The organism is Vibrio sp. MED222, from assembly GCF_000153005.1.
GTDB lineage: Bacteria > Pseudomonadota > Gammaproteobacteria > Enterobacterales > Vibrionaceae > Vibrio > Vibrio tasmaniensis_A.
On sequence record NZ_CH902606.1, the window covers coordinates 533,782 to 555,132 of the forward strand.

Below are 21,351 nucleotides of genomic sequence, written 5' to 3' on the forward strand. Positions count from 1 at the left end.
TCCTTCGGGGTTACTATCATCTACCTCTATTATTAACACATGAAACATTAAAGATATGATTAGGATCATACAATTAGAAATGATAAGAGTTATTATTCAAACTTGTTAATTCAGTGGTGCTTAAATAAATGTCTCTAGATAAATTACTTCACAAAGTTAAAGACATCTACTTGACTGGAAACCTATCCGAACAGGTATTGGCAGCACAAATATTAAGCCGTTTTCAAAACACTAAATATCTGATTATAGAAAGGTTAGCGTCCCAGAATCCTGACCTTGTTATTACTAGTCTTGAATGCCTCGCTTTAGATAATGCAGCGCCTATTGAGCCCATCCTCAACTGCTATCAATACTGGGACGACAGCGAAATTAAATTGGCATCGTTAATGGCTATTGAGAACAACCAACACTCTCTACTCGTTGTTCCTGTATTATTAGAAGCAGTATGCGACGAAAATGACTACTGGGATGGAGGTTGGAATGACGGAGATGACATCAGCTTGATAGCTGCGCGGATTTTAGACAATCACAAACACCAACTAGATCACGAACAGTCTCTGCGTTTACTACACCGACTTCAGAATGACCCCGAGCCAGATCTAAAAGGCAAACTCATTGCTTTACTTTCGCGCCACTCCCCGACTCTGCTAAATGAAAACAACGTACTCAAAAGCACCGCTGATACTCGGATTTTTTTGAGAAACACTCAAGACAAAGTCGTATTATACAAAGCCACACAACACCCTGATATTAGCTGCCAAAAAGTGGCATTTCAGCGTCTATCTGAAATGGATTGTCGTGAATATCTGCAGGTATTTTTAAACGGCCTGTCTCATTCAGACCCATCCATCAGAGAGAGCTCTGTACATCAATTAACGAAATGGAATTACCTAGTAGATATAAAGCACCTTAATTTTGAATTGCTGCTATCTGGTATGCTGCTCAACTCACTCATAGGGCTACTGAGTAACAAAGATAAACTGCATGTCATTGACCAACTTCAAAATAAACCGAATCTAGCCAATGCAACCGCAGCGGTTATTTTACTGATTTCAAATTTGGAAACTCAGCATAAACAGTTGCAACTAGCCCGTTTTATACCCCATTTCTATCAAGTGTTTTCAAAGTTGGAAGAGTCAGAACAACTCGACAGCCTAAACAGCCTATTAACTGAAACTTCCGAACAATTTAGCGTTGCCTTTATTCGGCAACAACTTCAGCAGGAAGCTTGTAGTAACTCTATCAAGCGACTGTTAATTGAACACCTTTCGAAAAACCCAAAAACTAGCCACCAAAGCTATTTAAAAGAACTCACTTTAGGGACATCAGGTATCATAGTTGCGGATTCTTCATTAAAACCTAGAACAACAACGAGCATCGCCCCTATAGATGAAATGAATAACACGGTAATCAATGGCACCAATGAACAGTCAGCACTTGTGACATCAACACTTGATTCACTAATGCAAACTCACTCTCCAGCTGTATCTACCGCCCCCTCAAGCTTAACATCAGTTAAGAAGCGTTCTAACAGATCTGCAAAGATAGAGGCTCTAGAAAATCAAGCGATCGCTCTAGAGTTTTGCTCAAACAAAACATGGCTGTGCGGCCTTTGCTCTGACGACAAAATAAGTCATCTAACCAAAGCGGCATTTCACGCCTTGATTCATGCCTTATGTAGACACAATATAAGCTTTTCCGATGTACAATCATCACGCTTTAATCAGCTCACGTTAGAACTCTTGCTAGATGAGCAATCCGAAAATATCGGCGACATCCTCGACTGGCTTGGCGATGATTGGATACAACAGAACCGTTTGTCACTGATGTCATCACCCTGCCTATCTTTAAGAGTCGGCTTAATAAAACACATCAATGACGAGCAACAATTATTAGAATTGATCAAACATTCGTATATCGGCATTCAGCACGCAGCACTCAATCAACTTGCGCTTAATGGTGTTTGTCCCCATAAGAAACTGATCGGGTTGCTTTTGGAAGAGCCGTTACTTTATCCACAGTTGGCAAACTTTGAAGCACATACGGTTTATGAATTACTTGAAAGTGAATTCGATCGCCGATCCTCAACGACTCTTCAAGCCACTCTCACGTATCTTGAAACGACAAGTAATCACCCCTAACAAAGAACTCAAATCTGGTAGCAAAATCATGTCCATTGATTTGAGGCTTTCATTTTTACTTCACTCGCAGCCGGTAAAGTTAGTAGCAACGAATTAAGCCTCGCTTTGTAAGGTATTGTATGGGTTTGTCTAACAGCAACTTCTGTCACTAAACAACGCACTTCAGTTCCGTATATTGATACTTCGTATGAATAATAAGGTGTGTCATGAAAACTCTATCTTTAGCTACCTTAGCGACAGCTATCTTTCTCATTGGATGCGGTTCAAATCAAAGTAAATCGCTATTCAATCAGGCAAACGCAGCACCGTCAGTTGTGCATGGGGTCACGATTGAAGCCGTTCCCTCTCAATTCGCTGAATACTCTCAAGCAGGCTACAACCGATATGTCGCGGTCAATGCCCCGAATGGCAAATCTATCCATATTTTGATTATGGATCGCCTGAGCGATTATCAAATAGTCAAAGCCGTCAATGTTCTCAACCACTATCTAACCCCTGTTGATGGCACTAAGTATGGGAGCACTGACTCAAAACGCGAGATTGCAAACGCGATGGCCGACAATGGCGCAATACTAAAGCTAATGAATTATTACGATGAGCCACGATACAACGATGACTTGCCCGGGCAGCCCTTGTTCGAAGAAGAGATTCAGGTTGAAGGCGGTGAATGGTATGTCCAACAAGATTATGAAGAGCATCGTGACGCCTCTTATGAGGAAATACTGCATTTAGTCCATGACTATGGCATCGGGGTTTTTAACGCGCCTGAAGATGCAGTAACCGCATTACCTGAATTTCAAAAAGAATTTAATGCGATACAGAGACAAGCATTACACAATGCTTACACACCACCCCGTGATATTTTAGAAGAGTGGCAAGAAGAAGTCAGCGTTGATCAAGAGTACTTTGCCGCTGTAATTGATAGCTACTACGGGCTTTGGGGAGCATACAACGGCAAAGGTATGTGGGGGTTATACCAAGTTAAAACCCGCGACGATTTCTCAAAAGAAGACCCCGATGCACAAGCGATAGTAGAACAGATTTTCTCTCCAACATTAACTTACGATGCATACCTGGCCGATACATTCACCGGAACATTTAAAATGAGGTATGACCCAGTGACGTCCTATACTCATCACTCTCAATACCTTACTAAACTAACGCTATCAGGTAACAATGATGCGAATATTGAGATCAACCAGCATGACAACCGCGTAACCGGAAACGCGGGGGTAAATACAGTGATCGCCCATGGCCCTAAAAGTGAATACCAAATTCATGATCTGGGGAATGGTAAATTTCAGCTTAATGATACCGTTGTTTCGCGTGACGGCTTGAACGTGCTATCCAGTATCGAAAAAGTACAGTTCACTGATCAGCTTTGGACCTTTTAACTAGCAACACTCAAAAGCCAAATCACTTTCCTAAAGACGTAAAAAAGCCCGACCATTTCTGATCGGGCTTTCTAAATGATGGAGGCGCCTCCCGGAGTCGAACCGAGGTCCACGGATTTGCAATCCGCTGCATAGCCACTCTGCCAAGGCGCCTTCAATAGTGTTTTAAGAGAACAACTCTGTTGATTACTACCCAACAAGGTAACAATCGAATAGATGGTGCCCCGGGCCGGACTTGAACCGGCACAACGCGAACGTCGAGGGATTTTAAATCCCTTGTGTCTACCAATTCCACCACCAGGGCACGCAATTCTTTATTGCGATGCCGATTACTGAAAAGTAAAACACCATCTTAATGTCAAAATGAATCAACATTACAAAATTTGGAGCGATACATCGGGTTCGAACCGATGACCTCAACCTTGGCAAGGTTGCGCTCTACCAACTGAGCTAGTATCGCAATTTCATTCTTATTGCCTCTTAATTTATCAAACTAAGAGAAAGAATGGAGGCGCCTCCCGGAGTCGAACCGAGGTCCACGGATTTGCAATCCGCTGCATAGCCACTCTGCCAAGGCGCCTTTATCAACATAAAATATATTGAAGTGTTTAAAGAGAACCACTCTTTGTTCAACACTCTACTAAAAGTAGAAACTAGATAGATGGTGCCCCGGGCCGGACTTGAACCGGCACAGCGCGAACGCCGAGGGATTTTAAATCCCTTGTGTCTACCAATTCCACCACCAGGGCAACGCAATCATGCGATGCTGATTACTGAAGAGTAAAACACCATCTCTCCGCGACCTAAGCCGTGAGAACGAGGTGTACTTTAACGGATGAAAAAAATTCGTCAACAATAAATTTTATCATTTAATTCAAGTGATTAATTATCGAACTCTACAGAATGAATTTAGTGCAGCTTGTACGGTTCTTATGCGTAGATTTTGAGTTTTAACAGGAACTCATAAGCCGAAGTCCAGTTTGAAGATTCACTAAATACCGCTGATTCAGTTGAATGAATGAAACACTCCTTCGTTTTCATGTGCTTTTCACATTCAAAGGCTAAAGTTTTACACAACTATAATTACGAAATGAAAACGTGAAGTCACTAAAACGATACCAATATGAACGCTACGCGGTTCTTTGTAACCTCGCCTACCCGAGAGTTTTTAAACAGACTCGTTACGGTTTTGACCCTAATGGACAACGCATCATCAAGAACCAGTTTGGCAAAACCATGATTCGAGTGTTGTGGAGCATCGACAAAGATGAGGTGGTTGTGGTTATCAAGGGATCACACAGTGTTTCTGACTGGCTACTCACTTTTGCATTATGGACAAGAAGCTGCAAAAGAATTGGTCTCAACTATCGAGTGCATGCGGGGTTCTACCATCTTATGTTTCAGGAAAGCCAACCAAGCCGTAATGAAGATAAACTGGGACAAACTGTCATTGAACGCTTGGAAACCACTTTGATTCCTCTATTGGAACAAGGCAAAAGAATATCGATTACTGGCCACTCTTCTGGTGGCTCTATTGGCTGTGTATTCGCTGATTACTTGGACCAAAAATACCCAGGTTGTATTAAACGAATCGTCACGTTTGGGCAGCCCGCGGTCGGTGATTGGAGTTTCAAAAAAAACTACCGTTTAAGCAAGAAAACCTACCGTATCTGTTGCGACATCGATATTGTTACCTTCATGCCGCCCGTACCGCTGTTGTATTGGCATGTAGGGAAAGTACTTTGGCTCTATAACGGCAGGATCTACGAAAACACACCGACGTTTATACGCCTTGGGCGCTCTGTTCTAAGTTGGTTGATCAGACCTTTCTCTTACCACTTAATGAGCAAATATATTCGCAATAAGGATTTCTTTGATAAACATTGAAATGAGTACGTTGGAAGCTTATGAAGAAGCCAGAAACGAAAAAACCAGCCACAAGGACTGGGTTTTTCTGAATGATGGAGGCGCCTCCCGGAGTCGAACCGAGGTCCACGGATTTGCAATCCGCTGCATAGCCACTCTGCCAAGGCGCCTTCAAGTCGTGTTTTAAGAGAACGACTCTGTTGATTACTACCCAACAAGGTAACAATCAAATAGATGGTGCCCCGGGCCGGACTTGAACCGGCACAGCGCGAACGCCGAGGGATTTTAAATCCCTTGTGTCTACCAATTCCACCACCAGGGCACGCAATTTTTATTGCGATGCCGATTACTGAAAAGTAAAACACCATCTTAATGTCAAAATGAATCAACATTACAAAATTTGGAGCGATACATCGGGTTCGAACCGATGACCTCAACCTTGGCAAGGTTGCGCTCTACCAACTGAGCTAGTATCGCAATTTCATTCGTCTAACTTCTCATTAACTAAATAAGAGAGAAAGAGAATGGAGGCGCCTCCCGGAGTCGAACCGAGGTCCACGGATTTGCAATCCGCTGCATAGCCACTCTGCCAAGGCGCCTTTTCAATTCAACACTTTAGGGGCTAAAGCAAGCCACACCGCTGTGTTCGGGTGCCTACTTTACGGATCGCGGGGAGATAGTCAAACAAAAAAATGAATTTCAATTCCGTTTGCTGACATTTAAATCAAATTGCTGCATGTTCGATCTCTTCAATCAATAAACACGCAGCAAAATGGAGCAAATTAAGGAATTCGACGTTACCACTTCTTCATAAAACGACCGACTAGGCTTGGATGGTAAGCCCAACAATGGTCAAACATCGTCATAAGTTGTGGGTTGCCATATTTCGAAAGACTAACCGCATGAAAACGGTTTTTGTGCTCTTTCAATTTTTCAACCTGAGCAATCATTTCATCAGACTGCTTAGGAGCAATAAAGTCAGAAAGCACGATCAAATCTGCGTTCTTGTATTTGTCACCCGTCATCAAATCAATCGACTTCATCAGAACAGGTTCTAAATCTGTACCGCCATGGAATGAGTAGCTTAAAAAGTCACTCGCTTCACGTAGGCCATCTTGCCTTGTTAATTCATAGGTAATCTGCTCAGAAGAGAACAAAATCACGTAACAGTCTCTCTCTTCCGCAAGAGCGATTTGCATCAAAGCATAAGCCATTGCTTTAGCTGACTGCTCAGGGAAACCACTCATAGAGCCCGAAGCGTCGACACAGACGATAAACGGGCCCTTTTCAATATCGATATTCTTGCTATCAGGCTTTTGCGCTTTCACTTTACGTAATGTCCGTGATTTACCTTGCGAACGATAGCTCAATAAACGCTTGTCGGCCAAGTGCTTATAAAAGATAACCTCAAGTTCAGGGTAAGCGAGAAACATGGTTTCGTTTGGCAGCATCTTGTTGAGATCATCACTTTCATGAATCCCAACAATATCATCGACTGCTTCATCGCTTTTCTCTTCAACCATCTGTAGTTCTTCTACAGGGGCTTTGTGTAGCGAAGGATCATCTTCCTCACCAGCCATACGGCCTAGCTTTTCTGCGATCTCTTGCAAACCCTTGTGCTTATTCAGAAACTCAGCGTGGCGCTTCATGATGGTTAGGTCTGTTTTGCTTAATTTGGCCGATGCCATGTCCCACAAACGCCCTACACTGCCTTCATCGCCCGACTCTGTCACTTTGTCCATGTTTTTCATGGTTTCCATGCGCTGATAAAGATCAGCTAAGACTTTTTCTTTGCTTGTTTCGAGTTCGGTGACTTGAGCTTGTTTGATGGCATCTGACAGCGATTGGTACCATTGATCACAAAAGTAATGTGGAAACATCGCGTTATAAACACCTTTATTGTTTTCCATCAAACGTCTTGCTTGTAGATAAAATGCTGAGTGCCACTCCAGCTTCTTGATAACGCGATCAATCTCGTCAAAGAACTGAGATTCATCCCAGTAAATCACTTCTTGGTAAAGTGCGATTTCCTCTTGGAAACGGTCGGTTTCACACACTTTAGTGACGCGTTTTTTTACTTTACCGCGCCATTTAACTAAGTGGTTTTTGACTGATGTTTTCACACCTTTATTCTCAGCAGCCATCATCACTTGAGAACGAGCGATAAGATCATTCATCGCGGTATCAATGATACCTGAGTCAGCCACCATCAAAGCGAGGTTTAAGCCGTCAGCTCCTAACATATGCTCCCCCTCTTACTCAAAGTACTGACTCATAAACTTAATGCGTTGTGCGATCTTGCTACTCTTCACTTTTGTCGTTTCAAGCTCTTGTGTTACCGCCTGTAAGCTTGATTCCATCGCTTTCGGTAAATCAGGGTCAATATAGTTATGCGGTAATGCGTCATGGAATTCAGTGCGTACTCTTTTTAACTTGAATTCAGCTGCAGTTAACTGTTCTAGGGCTTTCTCAGCGCCATTCAACCACTTGTTATACAGTTCTTGATCTAAACCGTCAGTAGTCACCACACTCACCAATACAGAACGATTAGCAATATCTTTGATCACTAATTGATTCGATGCATCCAAGTCGAGCTTTAAGCGGCATAGATTTTTGTTTTCGTTTACGTAACCATAAATATCGCCATGACCTTCTTTTAGAACACGGTCAAAATCATCTTTGGCTACATACACCCAACGACTATCGCCTTTCTCAGATTCAGACACCGACATATTGCTTTGCAGCATAACCAATTTAATAAGATTGTATGCGCTACCGACGCTGTACATTTTCGCGTTCTTGATATCATGTTGGTAAACGTCTTTTCGTCGTAAGCCACTGGTTGACTCCACAGAGAGCGACACCGACAGAGTCGATTCAACATCATCTTGAATCTCTTCTAGCTCTTCACGAGACATTTCGATTTGAGATTTAGACTCTTGCTGATCAAACGCTCGGTTCAACGCAAAATCTTTTACAACGCTACGAACCACATCGCGAGATTCAGGGCTATGCCACAAACAATCTTGAAGAAGCATAATATCGAGCGGGTTAACGCTATCACGGCCACTGAAGAATGCGCTCGCTTTCAATAGTTTAACCGCTTTCTTCCAGCGTCTGTCCGAAACATACAAATCCGACTCGGATGCTGAACCTTGCTTCTTAACCGTCTCTTCAAGCATGGTTTTTAGCTCAAATAACTTGTTAAACGAGTTATCCGTCAGCTCCAGATTATCGAGTTCTTTCTGCCATTGATGATATTCAATGTCTGTAATCGCTAACCCTTTTGGAATGACGGCTTCTTGAGAAGTACCTGTTGTCAGCATCGATTTGAAGTTTTGTTTGTTTTGAATACGGTTGACGAACACACGAACTAACATTCGGTCATAAAGTGCTTCTAGCCCGCTGTCTTCGTCTGGAAGTTCATTAGACGCTGAAACCAACAAGCGCATCGGCACACGCTCAATGTCTGCGCCGTTTTTAAATGTCTTTTCGTTAACCACAGTCAGTAACGTATTGAGAATGGCAGGGCCTGCTTTCCAGATCTCATCAAGGAATACAACTTGCGCGGTTGGTAGGTAGCCTTCGGTCAGCCTTACGTAACGACCGTTGTCTTTTAATTCTTGAATGCTTAGTGGGCCGAACACTTCCTCAGGAGTAGAGAAACGTGTCATCAAATATTCGAAGTAGCTACTGTTGTCAAAAGCCTGGATGAGGCGTTTAGCGATAAGGCTTTTTGCGATACCCGGAGGGCCCAATAGGAACACACTTTCGCCAGCCAGAGCCGCCAGTAAACAAAGCTTAATGGTGTCTTCTCTTTCATAAACGCCATCAGAGAGAGCATGCGCTAATTTATTGATTCTTTCAGAGAGTAGCGCCTTGTCAGCATGTGAGGAAATAGAAGGGTTCATGCGTTACTCCGAAAATCTTTGAACAGTTGAGAGTGTAGATACGTTTTTATACATTTGTTAGCACTTTGTTACAAGTATCTTTTATTATTGAGTTGCCTTTATATCAGATGGTTAAGCTGCAATTTTCGCGCAATCATAGATTCCAATTATGAGAGTAGCATCACGAATGGTGTGAAACTAAATCTATTGTTAACCCTAATTTTTCTTTTATTTTCGACACCATAGACGTTATGGTGGTACACGTCTTCAGTTATAAGAAAAATTGGCAAGGAAAGTGGCCAGATTGCATGAGTAAAGTTATCCATCAATGGAAAAGTATTTCTCTTATAGAAGAGAACGTGACGCTCCCTACGAACGTCGTGGTAAAACATACAACAATAAACCACCCCGGCGCGGCCGTTATTCTTCCTATCACTTCGTCTGGAAAAATCATCCTCATTAACCAGTTTCGTCCTTCTCTTAAAAAATGGCTTTTGGAACTCCCTGCTGGCACGATGGAAATTGATGAGACACCTCTTCAATGTGCACAACGCGAACTCGAAGAAGAAACGGGTTACAGTGCAACTTATTTCCAGAGCTTGGGACAAGTTACCCCTTTAGCTGGCTTCTGTGATGAGATCCAACACTTGTTCATCGCAAAAGACTTAAGCCTTACTACCCGCTTTGAATGTGATGAAGATGAAGTAATAGAGGTTATCGAACTTAGCTTGGAAGAACTGCAACATAAAATTCGCAACGATCAAATTACCGATACCAAAACCATCGCTTGTTTAAGCAAAGCCCAACTATGTGGCCATCTATAGCCAATTATATGACTACCTAATAGTACTCTAGGAGATAAACATGGACTTTCGTTCTGACACCGTAACTAAACCTTCGCAAGCTATGCGTGATGTAATGGCAAATGCAGAAGTAGGCGATGATGTATATGGCGATGACCCAACCGTCAACGAACTGGAACAATGGGCTGCAAATGAAACCGGTTTTGAAGCGGCTATGTTCACTTCTTCCGGCACACAGGCCAACCTACTGGGTTTAATGGCGCACTGTGAGCGTGGTGACGAATACCTTTGTGGCCAACAAGCGCACAACTACAAATACGAAGCTGGTGGCGCTGCAGTATTAGGCTCGATTCAACCTCAGCCAATCGAGAACAACCCTGACGGCACGTTAGATTTTAAAAAGCTTGCTGCAGCGATTAAGCCAGACGACAGCCACTTTGCTCGTACTAAGCTTCTTAGTTTAGAAAACACAATCAATGGTAAAGTGCTGCCAGTCTCTTACCTAGCGGAAGCGCGTGAGTTCGTAAACCAACACGGCCTGCAAATGCACTTAGATGGCGCGCGTGTCTATAACGCGGCGGCTGCACTAGATGTTCACATTAAAGAGATCGCACAACACTTCGATTCGATGACAATTTGTTTATCAAAAGGTTTGGGTGCTCCGATTGGCTCTCTACTTCTTGGTAGCAAAGCGTACATCGCTAAAGCTCGTCGATTGCGTAAAATGGTCGGTGGTGGTATGCGTCAGGCTGGTATTCTTGCTGCAGCAGGTAAAATGGCGCTCACGGAGAACGTGGCTCAACTTAAAGTAGACCATGAAAACGCAAAAAAACTAGCGATTGGTCTAAGCAAGTTAGAAGGTTTCTCAGTTAACCCTGATTTCATTCAGACTAATATTGTGTTTGCGAAGTTAGATCAGTCGATTGATATTAACCGTATCGCACGTGAGTTAGGAGAGCAAGGCATTACAATGTCACCAGGTAACCCTGTACGTTTTGTTACTCATAGAGATATCAGTTCAAAAGACATCGCGACTTTCCTAACTAAGTTGGAAAGTGCGCTTTAACGCTGAACAAGATTCGCATTAAAGCAATTAAGACTAGAGCTTCCCTTACGAAGCTTTAGTCTTTTAAAAAAATCATTCACCTCTTCCACCGAAAAATAGCCACCTCACCTATACCTATACCTATACCTATACCTATACCGACTAATCTGCCTAATAGACTCAACTAAATTAACTGCAACAGAACGCAATCTTGTTTTGGCCTATGTGAATACCTTCTATGTATTAAACCTGCGTTTAAGTATTAAATTATCGTTAAATTTCGATTTTCATTTGTGAGATTAAATTTTTCATGCACGATAAAATCAAATAATTTAATCGTAATAATTTAATTTTTATTTGCCACGCGTACGGTATTTAAGAATAAAACACACCAATTCTAAAAAAACATCGTAAGAGGCTAATTTAAATAGAAATTACCGACTAATATAGATAGCCACTTTTCACTATTACAATTAAAAATTGTCACATTCAAATTATAAACCAGTGAATAAAACTAAAAATAAGATATTCCTGGAAGAATAATCCATCGAAAAATTCACCAAAAATAACGCCGTAGACCATAGTTCTAATTTTATCAATTAATAAAAATCCACTCGTAAATTTAACTGTGGGTCAAAAACTGCCTATCTAATTGAAAACAAAATTATTATCTAAAAATGTACTATTTATACCTTACCTTAAACTCATACTAAAACTCATACTTCGCCTAAATAATAAACTTTTTTTACTACTTCACCATTTTTTAAAGCACTTATAGTTTTGAAAGTTAAGCAACAGGTTACATTCAATCAATGAGAGGTGAAATGATGATTAGAGCATTCGTATTTATTCACAAATTCATCGTCTCAACGTTAATTTTTAGTCTGTCACTTTCATTCTACACCAGTGCTAACACCTTAACGTTAGGAATTAATGGCCAGATCAAAGATCGATGCGAAATAAATTTCTTTTCTGGCAATGTCATGAAGTTTACGGAACACCGTGATGTGCAACTATTGCCTTTTAATATGTATTGTAACCGTCCGTTGGGTATAACGATTAATTCAAAATATGGAGGTTTAAAATATCAACACCAAGGGGTTGATATTATTGAAACTTATAATCTGTCATTACAAATAGACGAGCTTCGTCTTGATGAAAGTAGGCACAGCAGCCAACTTACTTCACCAGTAATGATAAACAGTTCTGGTGTTATTCCTTTCTCTCAACAGGGGAGCCTTAGGGTAGCACTCGAAAATAGCTTGCGTTTCGCGGGTTATTATCAAGACGTTATTGAGATCGAAGTTTACCCTTCGATTCATAGCGTGACCAAGTAAAAGCTCTGCAATGTATCTGCAGAACAACATACGCTCAGCAGTATTCGAGCCAATCATTTAAGATAAAGGAATTTCTAATGAAAAAGCTAACACTCTACGCAGCAACAGTCACAGCTATTTTTGGTGCTCAAGTTCAAGCCGCTCCTGGTGATGTCCAGCTAGTTGGTTTTGTTTCACCTGTATGTGAAGTTACTGGTCTTTCAACACAACTGATGGACTTTGGTAATGTATCTCAAATTCAAAACCTTTCTGTTAGTGGCCTTAACATGAAGTGTAATGACGTCGATGGTGCAACTGTAACACTGACGAGTGCTGAGGGTGGTCTAGAGTCCGATGATAGCGAAGACTACGCTCTTACATACGAAGCAACATTTAACCCTTCAGGCTTAGCTCCTTTCACGCTTAATGCGCCAGGAGGCCCAGGCCTAAATGACGTTTCAATCAGTAACTCTTATGGTGGTTCAGGAGTATTGGCGACTGGTGTTGCCGCGTCCATTGATATTGTGACAACAGAAACCTCCCCATGGGCAGGTGGTTATTCAGATACGTTAACCGTAAATATCACCTCAAATTAGAGGTTGAATAAGTCGGGGGCTATTATTTGGCCTCCGACTTCATCTAAGCCTTTGTTGTATTAAAACTTAACCTCAGTTGTATTACGACTCTAGTTTAATTTGGAGCTCATCGCGATGTATAAATGGATCATGCATAAATGGACTGTTCTCTTATTATTGTCACTCACTTGTTTGTCAGCTCATGCGTTCAAAGTAGAGCCGATGTCTATGGAGATGACGCCACTTGGTAAAAGAGCTCAAATGACAATGAGGGTTGAGAATTCGTCTACCGAACCACTCACAGTCGAACTGTCTCCAGTATTTATGACTATGAATGAATACGGAAAAGAGACCACGACGCCTGCAGATGACGAGCTATTAGTGATTCCAGTAACTGCAATTATAGAGCCTGGACGTTCGCAATCTATTATGGTCCGATATTTAGGCGATCCGTCCATTACAGAGTCAAAAGCTTTTCGTATTGCTGTTAAGCAAGTGAAAGTTCAAAGAGCAAGTAGCAACCAAGGGCAAGTGAGTCTGTTACTTCAGTTTAATACGCTTATCAACGTGCGACCTCAGAACACTGCCTCTCAACTAGAAATTAAAAGTATCGAACCAAATAACAAGAATAACAAATGGGTCCTTGAAGTACTGAACAGCGGTAATAGTTATGGTCGGTTAACCAATACGACATGGAAAATTTCTGACGGCAAAAAATCAACCTATTTAAAAGGCGTAGAAATCGCCAAACGTATTCCAGGAACTTTAGTTCTTCCCTATTCCACTCGTTTTTTCGAAATGCAGCCACTTGAAAATTACAATGTAGAGACGCTATCGATTGAAATCGAGCAGGATCAGTAGCAATGAGACGTTATATTTTTGGTGGGTTCATTTCTTGTTTTCTGTGTGCACAAGCGCTTGGCATAACACTGTTTCCAACCGTCATTGAACTCAATACCGATCACAGGGCAACATCGCAACTGGTTGTGACTAACAACTCAACGCGGGATCTCCCACTTGAAGCTAACGTTCGTCGTTTGAAATTCTTACCTGATGGTACGTTCCAAACATCAGATCTATCGAGTGAGGTGATGTTTGTGTTTCCACCTGCCGCTATGTTGGCACCCGGTGAACGTCAAGTATTCCGTATACAATGGTTGGGAAACCGCCAACTCGAAACTTCCCAAAGTTACTTTGTTCGTTTCAGTACCGTAAATATTGGTCAAAACAACGAAAAAATGGACAGTCCTACCAGTTTAACAACCGGTATCAATTTGCAAGTTCACTACAATGCGTTGTTGCACATTCACTCATCCTCGCTAGAGCCTGACGTGAACTTACATATAGATGAACAAGGAAAACTAACACTCACTAATTCAGGGTCGCGATTTACCTATACATCGTTACTTCATTTTAAGGGGCTCGAATCTCAGAACCAAAAGGTACATGAGGCTTTAGGTGAACAGTTTATTCCACCACGCTCGACTATTACTTTGCCTTCTTCTTTAAATTACTTACCAGTAGGCACTTATCATGGATATGAAAACTGAAACCTCTCACAAGATGTGGCAAGTTTTCTATGTCTTGGGATTAGTACTGTTTTATTGTGCCGCCTTAAGCCCTGTAACTTGGGGCCAGGATATGGTATTGAACCCGACAGGACGCGACATTCAACTTACCTCTTTACTAAGGATAAGTGACACCATTCTTGGTGAAGCGGATATTATCATTACCGCAAACAACGAAATTCTTTTGCCAAAGGAAAGTACGCTGTCTCTCCTTTCGTCTGTCGTCACTCAAGAAGGTATTGGTAAGCTCCATGACACGACAGACGATGAGATGCTGTCGCAGCACCACTTTATGAGCGTAGGGCTGGGACTTAATTTCGACTTTTCTTCGTTGGAATGTATCGTGACGGTTCCGCCAGAATTTAGCTTAACCCAACAACTCTCGATGAACGGCGCAGATGATTTTTATAACTATGCTGAGCCAAGTCTGTTAAGCGGATACGTTAACGTCGCCCTTTCCGCCAATGAGAGCCAATATGTCGATCAAAAATCGTCAAGGCAAGATCTTTATCGCAGTCAATTCGACTCTGCACTTAACATTGGTTTTTTCAATTTTGAATATGAATCCTATTTAGAAAATGGTTCATCGAAAAAGTCACAATATGTGAGAGAAGGAACTCGTCTTAATATTGACTTTGCACAGCAAGGTACACGACTTGTGCTCGGCGATATGTACAACAGTGGCCAATCTTTTCAGGACAGTACCGATATACTTGGTATTGGCTTAACTCGAGATTTCACACTGATTCCAACCAGAAATGCACGACCACGAGCCAATCAATCATTCACACTTCAAAGAGCCTCGAATGTCGATGTCTATATAGATGGGATTGCAGTCCAACGACTAACTTTAGGCGCTGGTAGCTACAACCTGAGTGATATACCTCTTGCGCAAGGTAGTAACGATATTGTACTCGTCATTACCGATCGTTCTGGAAACGAAGAGCGTATCGAGTTTTCTATTGCGACGGGTAACGACTTGCTCAATAGCGGTGAGTTTGAATATAGCATTATGTACGGAGCACCCTCTGAACTCCAAAATGGACAACTAGAATACCTAACCGATGAGCGTATTTTCCATGGTTATATTGATGTGGGGATTAACCCTTGGTTAACGTTAGGTACCAACTTTCAAACCCGTGAAGATTTATACCAATATGGTACTACCGCACTCATCGCTTCTAGATGGGGAGTCACTGAACTCAATGCTTCACGTAGCGAACATCCTGTATTAGGAAATGGCGATGCTTACAAATTTGCATTCGATGCGGAATTTTCCAGTAAGAATACACTGGCTCCACAACTGAGTGTTAGTTATGAGTATCTGAGCAACAATTTTACTGGTGTTGCTGGGTTTGACGCCTCCGATAAAGACATCAACTTAACCACTCATTATGCTTCTGCATTCGGTTCGATTTATCTAAGTCGATCATTACGTGCCGCCATGACAGTCAATTACCGTTCAGGAATAGACAAAGAGAACGACTATTGGCTAATTAGCCCGAGTTTATCGGACGGACTGTTTGATACTCACGCGACTTGGAGTGCCCGTGTTAGCTATCAAGATCACGCCAGTAAAGACGATGACATCAGCACTACGCTCACCATAAGTTGGCCTCTTAGCCGACAAACTCGTGTCGTCGGTCGTTACAGTACAGAGCTAAGAGAAGCCGCCTTAGATTACAGCTATCAGAATAATATAGGTAACACCGGAGGGATATCAGGCTTTGCGAGTGTCATTACGAATGAAGAAACGGACGCCGATATGGACGCTGGTATTAACTATACAGCAAACCGTTACGAATTCAGTGCCACCCATGCCTCGCGACTTGACGACATTAATGGTGACACAAGAAACCACAGTACCGACGTGACCATCAGCAGTGCACTTGCGTTTGCAGGTTCATCGGTAACGATCGGCAGACCAGTCCGAGAAGCATTCGCTATTGTCAGCAAGCATGAAAGCCTCGCAGAGAATGACGTGGCATTAGACCCAACAAAAGATGGAGAGTACGCACGCGTTTACCTTAACGGAGATGCCAGTGCCATGGTCCCTGATCTTGTTGCTTATAATAGCCAAGTCATCGGTTATGAGGTCGATAACTTACCACCGGGATATGATTTGGGGGATGGTGCTTTTTGGGTTAAGCCTGATTACAAGCGGGGCTTCCAACTACAAATTGGTTCCGATGCTGTCTTAACCGTGATTGGTAAGCTATACGACCGTCAAAGTAACAATCCAATTTCACTTGTCGCTGGTGTAGCACATTACCTTGGTGAAGCTAAACAGTTACCGATTGACTTCTTTACCAATCGGAGTGGCATATTTGCGATATCTGGGTTAAAGCCAGGGAAATATCAACTGATTCTTGACACTAAAGGACAAGAGTCAGCCGTCATTACTCTCAGCGAGCGCAGTGACAACTTGATCAGACTAGGAGATGTGTATGTGGATTAAACAACTTCGGTGGGGAGGATGGTTCCTCATCGCCATAAATTCTGTATCCTCTGTATTAGCATGTGAAGCTAGTGCATTGACGATTCAACCCGTCTCATCCCAGTCTCAATACGACGTTTTCAACACTGGTAATTACGCAACAATTAATACTTACAGGATCGATGCGAATATAATTGGCGAAGACTGTAAATTGAGTTTGGTTCTACAACTTAATGATACTAGTCGGACGTTAAAAGGGGTAAACCAAGACAAACTCAACTTCGAGTGGAGTGGACAAGTGGGTGTGCCAATCGCCAATCAGTGGCATGTATCATTAACCGACAGTCAACCTTCGACAACCATACAAATGCGTTTCCCAAGCAAACAGTGGCTAGCGTCAGGAACCTACCGGGGGCTTTTAGAAGTGTCGCCCTCTTATACCTCAGACAACCAACAAATAGAGATTAGCCCTAGCTCACTCCCAGTATCTGTTACCGTGCCACCAGCTGCAAAAGTTCACTTTTATGGGTTAACTCAACAGCATTATGACCTTGATCTAGGAACATTATATTCAAACAAGATTATTCGTTCTGCACCGAACCTATGGGTGCAAAGTAATACAGCGTATACCATCGTATTGGAATCATCCCATCAAGGGATGCTACGTCATGAATCTGATGAGACAAAATGGGATATTCCATACGAACTTTCCCTAGATAACGATAGAGTAAACCTCGGTCAACTTGATGCAAAAATTCAGCGTATTTCGGCTACGATCGGTCAACCTATTCCTTTGAGTTTTGTAATTGGGGAAACAGAGAACAAACCGGGAGGAATATATGACGATACATTACAAATTTCTATAGAACCCCTCCTTTCACAGCAGCCTTAAATATGTAATTATATAAATCCTGAGATATGCAACGCAATTATATAAAACCCAGTATCATATAATCACAACACGATTTGTCAGTTTCGGAGTAAAGTATGCATAACAGTAAAAATAATTTAAAGCACATGCTCCTAATTGGCGATAACGGTATAAATAACCAGTTTATTCAACGAGAAATAGAGAAATACAGTGACTTTTGTTTTAGTCGCGAATGTATTTCAGGCATTGAACGTTCGAATCATCGCAAGACGTTTGATGTCATTCTCATTAGTTACTTACTCTTAGCTGACATCAAAGATGTTTACATCACCTTATCAAAAGTAGAGTCCAACAAATGGGTAATCTATGACGTTCCCTCTGATATTACCGGACAGAGTATTACCGTAATGCAACTATTCAACATGTTTAATATAAAGGGCATAATCTATCAAGATGCTCCTGTAGAACACCTTACACGTTGCTTGAAAACGGTTTGTGATGACGACCTATGGTTACCGAGGAAGTTAATGTCGCATATTTTATCCAATGCGCGCTCCCAAACATTCAAGTCACAGGTAATATTATCTACCCTTACAAAAAGAGAAGCTCAAATATTTAAACGAGTTATCAGAGGAGATACAAATTTAGAGATATCAAGTGAACTATTTATTTCAGAAAGTACAGTAAAAACGCATGTATATAATATATATAAAAAAATAAACGTAACCAACCGAAAAGAAGCAATAAGAAAAGCAAATTTTATCAATAGTTTAGAGACTATTATACAACCAGGCATGTAGTTAATATTTGAGTCACAAATATAGAGACACTGGATTGCAGTTATTTTTACAACAGATCGTATTATAATTTAGGCCCTTGAAAAGGTGATCTTCTATTATCCCCCTCCGTCATAAAATCACAGTTAGACTGAACAACGAAGTTTAAATCATATCACCAGTGACTTAATTACATTCTGCCCTCTAAGGTACGAATAGAATTTTTGAACTCACAAAACATCACTTCTTAAGCCCTCTACTCGCCTAACAGAACGAAGTCAGTTGTAACTGTCAACACTATTAGCTTCTAAAATATCTAAAGCATTAAGCATCTAAAGCAATTCGGACTTGAGCTTCCCCTTAGGGTAAGCTTTATTGTTATGTTTTTACCGGAGCAAAAGCATGACTTACCGTTCCTTCACTTTACTATTACTCACTCTTTCCCCTAGCCTTCATGCCTCTAATTTTGGCGATCCTGAACTGGGTAAAATGAAGTCACCAAGTTGCATTTTCTGTCATAACCCCACGGGTGAAACAAGTAACACTGCTTACCCAAAACTTTCTGGCCAAGATTCAACTTACCTCTATAACACAATGAAAGCTTACCAGAACGGTGATAGACAAGGCGCTTACGCTGAGATGATGCAAACACAACTGAGTAAACTCAATGATCAAGACTTGAAAGATATTGCGGCTTTTTATGCTTCACAACAGTAATGGATTTCACCTTCATTAGATCAGTCTAAGTTAAATAAACATCACTAAGTCGCCTATACTTCAAGCAAACTCACTGAGCTCATTGAAGGTCGGGAGAGATATACCTTTACACGTATCATCCAACCCTTACAATGTGCAGCAAATATATTTATCAAGGTTTATCTCTATGTCTATTCAATGGTTTCCGGGTCACATGCATAAAGCCCGTAAAGAAATCGAAGAAGTTATCCCACAGGTTGATGTGATCATCGAAGTACTGGACGCTCGTATCCCGTTCAGTAGTGAAAACCCAATGATCTCTTCACTGCGCGGCGATAAGCCTTGTGTAAAAGTGTTGAACAAGCGCGATCTTGCGGATCCTGAGCTTACTGAGCGTTGGATTGAGCACTTCGAGAAAGAGCAAGGCGTTAAAGCGATTGCGATTACTACTAGCGCTAAAGAAGAAGTGAACCACGTTATGGAGCTCGTGCGTAAGTTAGCACCGCACCGTGAACAGATGGGTAAGAACATTCGTACAATGATCATGGGCATCCCGAACGTGGGTAAATCGACCATCATCAACTGTTTAGCGGGACGTACGATCGCGGTTACTGGTAACCAACCTGCGGTAACTCGTCGTCAACAACGTATCAATCTACAAAATGGCGTGATCCTTTCAGATACTCCTGGAATCCTATGGCCTAAAGTAGAAAACCCACACAGTGGCTTCCGCTTGGCTGCAACAGGCGCTGTAAAAGATACGGCAATGGAATACGATGAAGTGGCATTCTACACAGTCGAGTACCTTGCAAAGCAATACCCTAACCTTTTGCAAGAACGCTACCAAATTGAAGAGCTTCCAGAGTCTGACATCGAATTAATGGAAGCGATTGGTCGTAAGCGTGGCGCACTTCGTGCTGGTGGTCATATCGACATTCACAAATGTTCGGAAATCCTACTTCACGAACTGCGTAATGGTACTTTAGGTAAAGTAACGTTAGAGCTACCAGAAATGATCACACAAGAACTGATCGAAGTTGAAGAAGCGGCTGCGCTGAAAGCCGAACAACAGATTAAGAAAAAAGAAGAGCGTCGTAAGCGTTACTTGAAGAACAAGCGTTAATCTCTCTTCGTTTTAAGAAAAAATCACATGGTGCGACTAAGTGCCAAATAATTGAAGTGTCTAATCTAATCAAAAAAGCCCCGAACAATTTAATGCTCGGGGCTTTTTGGTTTGTTCTTCAGCTTTAAAGCAACTTCAGTAAGAGGCAGCTGTTGAGCAAGGAACCATTATTCAACTTGAAGTGACTAAGAATACACAATGCTTGCTGTTTTCTGTTCAAGTTCAACGGGAGAGCTCCAAGAAATCACCTTCTCATTCACTTGACTTCCACATGGTGCATTCCAAACTTGCTCTAGCTCTTCTTTACCACCAATCGCTTGATAAAAAGCAATCGCTTGGTGATTTTCAGACATCACCTCTAGGTACAGACCTGAATCCGAATAGTATTGCTGCAACCACTTCGATAATTCAGACAATAAACGCTTACCAACACCACGACCGCGATAGGCATTATCTACATGTAACGCATCGATGAACGTGCCACGCTCAAAGTTGTGATTACCAAACGCGCAGACGAAACCAACCAGTAAACCGCCCTCTTCAAGCAATAAAACATGTTGGTTAAAAGGAGGGTTAATCAAACGAGTCTGCCAAATAACAGATCTGTCCTCCAAAACATCATTTTCTAAGTAATCATCAGCAAGAATGCCACGATAATATAGCTTCCAGCTATCCGCGTGTAATTGGGCAATCCGCTCATAATCTTTATATTCAGCTACCTTAATTTCCATTTATTAGCCCTTAGTACTTCCATTTATGACTTGCTACTACATTTCACACTACCTTTATACAATATTTAAGCAAAACATACTAATACACGTTTACACTTTCAATATTGACTTACACGTGT

General features: G+C 41.8%; 17 protein-coding genes and 9 tRNA genes. 14 read left to right on the forward strand and 12 right to left on the reverse strand.

Translation table 11 applies throughout. The features are described 5' to 3' along the window. The first annotated feature begins 128 nt into the window (after positions 1-128). Together MED222_RS19175 and MED222_RS19170 are read left to right on the forward strand one after the other, a co-directional pair. Positions 129-2,141, forward strand: a complete 2,013-nt coding sequence (locus MED222_RS19175; RefSeq protein ID WP_009845425.1) for a hypothetical protein — start codon at positions 129-131, stop codon at positions 2,139-2,141. Positions 2,142-2,347: 206 nt separating this feature from the next. Further along, positions 2,348-3,535, forward strand: a complete 1,188-nt coding sequence (locus tag MED222_RS19170; protein WP_009845426.1) for a hypothetical protein — start codon at positions 2,348-2,350, stop codon at positions 3,533-3,535. A gap of 79 nt (positions 3,536-3,614) precedes the next feature. Here MED222_RS19170 and MED222_RS19165 read toward each other — a convergent pair. The 5 genes from MED222_RS19165 to MED222_RS21370 all read right to left on the reverse strand — a co-directional run bounded on the left by MED222_RS19165 (position 3,615) and on the right by MED222_RS21370 (position 4,284). Continuing rightward, a tRNA-Cys gene (locus tag MED222_RS19165) sits at positions 3,615-3,688 on the reverse strand. Between the two features lie 64 nt (positions 3,689-3,752). Next, positions 3,753-3,839 (reverse strand) — tRNA-Leu (locus MED222_RS19160). 80 nt (positions 3,840-3,919) lie between these two features. Next, positions 3,920-3,995, reverse strand: a tRNA-Gly gene (locus MED222_RS19155). Between the two features lie 46 nt (positions 3,996-4,041). Continuing rightward, positions 4,042-4,115 (reverse strand) — tRNA-Cys (locus MED222_RS19150). Positions 4,116-4,197: 82 nt separating this feature from the next. Further along, positions 4,198-4,284: transfer RNA gene (locus MED222_RS21370), tRNA-Leu, on the reverse strand. Positions 4,285-4,633: 349 nt separating this feature from the next. Here MED222_RS21370 and MED222_RS19145 point away from each other — a divergent pair. Then, positions 4,634-5,422 (forward strand): lipase family protein, encoded by a 789-nt coding sequence (locus tag MED222_RS19145; protein WP_009845427.1) that lies wholly within the window; start codon positions 4,634-4,636, stop codon positions 5,420-5,422. Positions 5,423-5,497: 75 nt separating this feature from the next. Here the strand turns inward: MED222_RS19145 and MED222_RS19140 are convergent. From MED222_RS19140 to MED222_RS19115, 6 genes are all read right to left on the reverse strand, one after another. Then, a tRNA-Cys gene (locus tag MED222_RS19140) sits at positions 5,498-5,571 on the reverse strand. A 65-nt stretch (positions 5,572-5,636) separates the two neighbouring features. Then, a tRNA-Leu gene (locus MED222_RS19135) sits at positions 5,637-5,723 on the reverse strand. A 79-nt stretch (positions 5,724-5,802) separates the two neighbouring features. After that, positions 5,803-5,878 (reverse strand) — tRNA-Gly (locus MED222_RS19130). Between the two features lie 48 nt (positions 5,879-5,926). Further along, positions 5,927-6,000 (reverse strand) — tRNA-Cys (locus MED222_RS19125). A 198-nt stretch (positions 6,001-6,198) separates the two neighbouring features. Further along, entirely contained in the window at positions 6,199-7,644 is a 1,446-nt protein-coding gene (gene viaA / locus MED222_RS19120) for an ATPase RavA stimulator ViaA (RefSeq protein WP_009845428.1), read from the reverse strand. A gap of 12 nt (positions 7,645-7,656) precedes the next feature. Then, positions 7,657-9,312 (reverse strand): ATPase RavA domain-containing protein, encoded by a 1,656-nt coding sequence (locus MED222_RS19115; protein ID WP_009845429.1) that lies wholly within the window; start codon positions 9,310-9,312, stop codon positions 7,657-7,659. A gap of 287 nt (positions 9,313-9,599) precedes the next feature. On the opposite strand from MED222_RS19115, the gene MED222_RS19110 reads away from it, so the two are divergent. The 11 genes from MED222_RS19110 (at position 9,600) to ylqF (ending at position 20,501) form a co-directional block, all read left to right on the forward strand. Beyond that, complete coding sequence (locus MED222_RS19110) at positions 9,600-10,115, forward strand: NUDIX hydrolase (protein ID WP_009845430.1); 516 nt, start codon at positions 9,600-9,602, stop codon at positions 10,113-10,115. Between the two features lie 40 nt (positions 10,116-10,155). Continuing rightward, positions 10,156-11,160 carry a low-specificity L-threonine aldolase gene (gene ltaE / locus MED222_RS19105; protein ID WP_009845431.1) on the forward strand — a complete coding sequence of 335 codons (1,005 nt, stop codon included), beginning with the start codon at positions 10,156-10,158 and terminating at the stop codon, positions 11,158-11,160. Positions 11,161-11,951: 791 nt separating this feature from the next. Next, a complete protein-coding gene (locus MED222_RS21375) occupies positions 11,952-12,476 on the forward strand; it encodes a hypothetical protein (RefSeq protein ID WP_232281791.1) in 525 nt (174 codons plus the stop codon). 77 nt (positions 12,477-12,553) lie between these two features. Continuing rightward, positions 12,554-13,051 (forward strand): hypothetical protein, encoded by a 498-nt coding sequence (locus MED222_RS19100; protein ID WP_009845433.1) that lies wholly within the window; start codon positions 12,554-12,556, stop codon positions 13,049-13,051. A gap of 114 nt (positions 13,052-13,165) precedes the next feature. Continuing rightward, positions 13,166-13,891, forward strand: a complete 726-nt coding sequence (locus tag MED222_RS19095; RefSeq protein ID WP_009845434.1) for a molecular chaperone — start codon at positions 13,166-13,168, stop codon at positions 13,889-13,891. 2 nt (positions 13,892-13,893) lie between these two features. After that, positions 13,894-14,580, forward strand: coding sequence for a molecular chaperone (locus tag MED222_RS19090; RefSeq protein ID WP_009845435.1), 687 nt, complete (start codon positions 13,894-13,896; stop codon positions 14,578-14,580). Further along, on the forward strand, positions 14,564-17,056 hold the full coding sequence (locus MED222_RS19085; protein ID WP_009845436.1) for a fimbria/pilus outer membrane usher protein: 2,493 nt from the start codon (positions 14,564-14,566) through the stop codon (positions 17,054-17,056). The genes MED222_RS19090 and MED222_RS19085 overlap by 17 nt, the downstream gene beginning before the upstream one ends. Further along, complete coding sequence (locus MED222_RS19080) at positions 17,046-17,927, forward strand: hypothetical protein (RefSeq protein WP_009845437.1); 882 nt, start codon at positions 17,046-17,048, stop codon at positions 17,925-17,927. Before MED222_RS19085 ends, MED222_RS19080 begins: the two co-directional genes overlap by 11 nt. Before the next feature lie 95 nt (positions 17,928-18,022). Next, positions 18,023-18,706 (forward strand): helix-turn-helix domain-containing protein, encoded by a 684-nt coding sequence (locus tag MED222_RS19075; RefSeq protein WP_009845438.1) that lies wholly within the window; start codon positions 18,023-18,025, stop codon positions 18,704-18,706. A gap of 378 nt (positions 18,707-19,084) precedes the next feature. After that, positions 19,085-19,399 (forward strand): c-type cytochrome, encoded by a 315-nt coding sequence (locus MED222_RS19070; RefSeq protein WP_009845439.1) that lies wholly within the window; start codon positions 19,085-19,087, stop codon positions 19,397-19,399. Between the two features lie 166 nt (positions 19,400-19,565). Next, positions 19,566-20,501, forward strand: coding sequence for a ribosome biogenesis GTPase YlqF (gene ylqF / locus MED222_RS19065; protein WP_009845440.1), 936 nt, complete (start codon positions 19,566-19,568; stop codon positions 20,499-20,501). A 185-nt stretch (positions 20,502-20,686) separates the two neighbouring features. Here ylqF and MED222_RS19060 read toward each other — a convergent pair whose 3' ends face one another. After that, on the reverse strand, positions 20,687-21,232 hold the full coding sequence (locus MED222_RS19060) for a GNAT family N-acetyltransferase (RefSeq protein ID WP_009845441.1): 546 nt from the start codon (positions 21,230-21,232) through the stop codon (positions 20,687-20,689). Positions 21,233-21,351 lie beyond the last annotated feature (119 nt).

Coding starts and splice junctions, on each gene's coding strand:
- MED222_RS19080 (WP_009845437.1), top strand. CDS start 17,046: ATGTGGATTAAACAACTTCGGTGGGGAGGATGGTTCCTCATCGCCATA.
- MED222_RS19070 (WP_009845439.1), top strand. CDS start 19,085: ATGACTTACCGTTCCTTCACTTTACTATTACTCACTCTTTCCCCTAGC.
- ltaE (WP_009845431.1), top strand. CDS start 10,156: ATGGACTTTCGTTCTGACACCGTAACTAAACCTTCGCAAGCTATGCGT.
- MED222_RS19095 (WP_009845434.1), top strand. CDS start 13,166: ATGTATAAATGGATCATGCATAAATGGACTGTTCTCTTATTATTGTCA.
- MED222_RS19060 (WP_009845441.1), bottom strand. CDS start 21,232: ATGGAAATTAAGGTAGCTGAATATAAAGATTATGAGCGGATTGCCCAA.
- ylqF (WP_009845440.1), top strand. CDS start 19,566: ATGTCTATTCAATGGTTTCCGGGTCACATGCATAAAGCCCGTAAAGAA.
- MED222_RS19100 (WP_009845433.1), top strand. CDS start 12,554: ATGAAAAAGCTAACACTCTACGCAGCAACAGTCACAGCTATTTTTGGT.
- MED222_RS19170 (WP_009845426.1), top strand. CDS start 2,348: ATGAAAACTCTATCTTTAGCTACCTTAGCGACAGCTATCTTTCTCATT.
- MED222_RS19175 (WP_009845425.1), top strand. CDS start 129: ATGTCTCTAGATAAATTACTTCACAAAGTTAAAGACATCTACTTGACT.
- MED222_RS19090 (WP_009845435.1), top strand. CDS start 13,894: ATGAGACGTTATATTTTTGGTGGGTTCATTTCTTGTTTTCTGTGTGCA.
- MED222_RS21375 (WP_232281791.1), top strand. CDS start 11,952: ATGAGAGGTGAAATGATGATTAGAGCATTCGTATTTATTCACAAATTC.
- viaA (WP_009845428.1), bottom strand. CDS start 7,644: ATGTTAGGAGCTGACGGCTTAAACCTCGCTTTGATGGTGGCTGACTCA.
- MED222_RS19115 (WP_009845429.1), bottom strand. CDS start 9,312: ATGAACCCTTCTATTTCCTCACATGCTGACAAGGCGCTACTCTCTGAA.
- MED222_RS19110 (WP_009845430.1), top strand. CDS start 9,600: ATGAGTAAAGTTATCCATCAATGGAAAAGTATTTCTCTTATAGAAGAG.
- MED222_RS19085 (WP_009845436.1), top strand. CDS start 14,564: ATGGATATGAAAACTGAAACCTCTCACAAGATGTGGCAAGTTTTCTAT.
- MED222_RS19075 (WP_009845438.1), top strand. CDS start 18,023: ATGCATAACAGTAAAAATAATTTAAAGCACATGCTCCTAATTGGCGAT.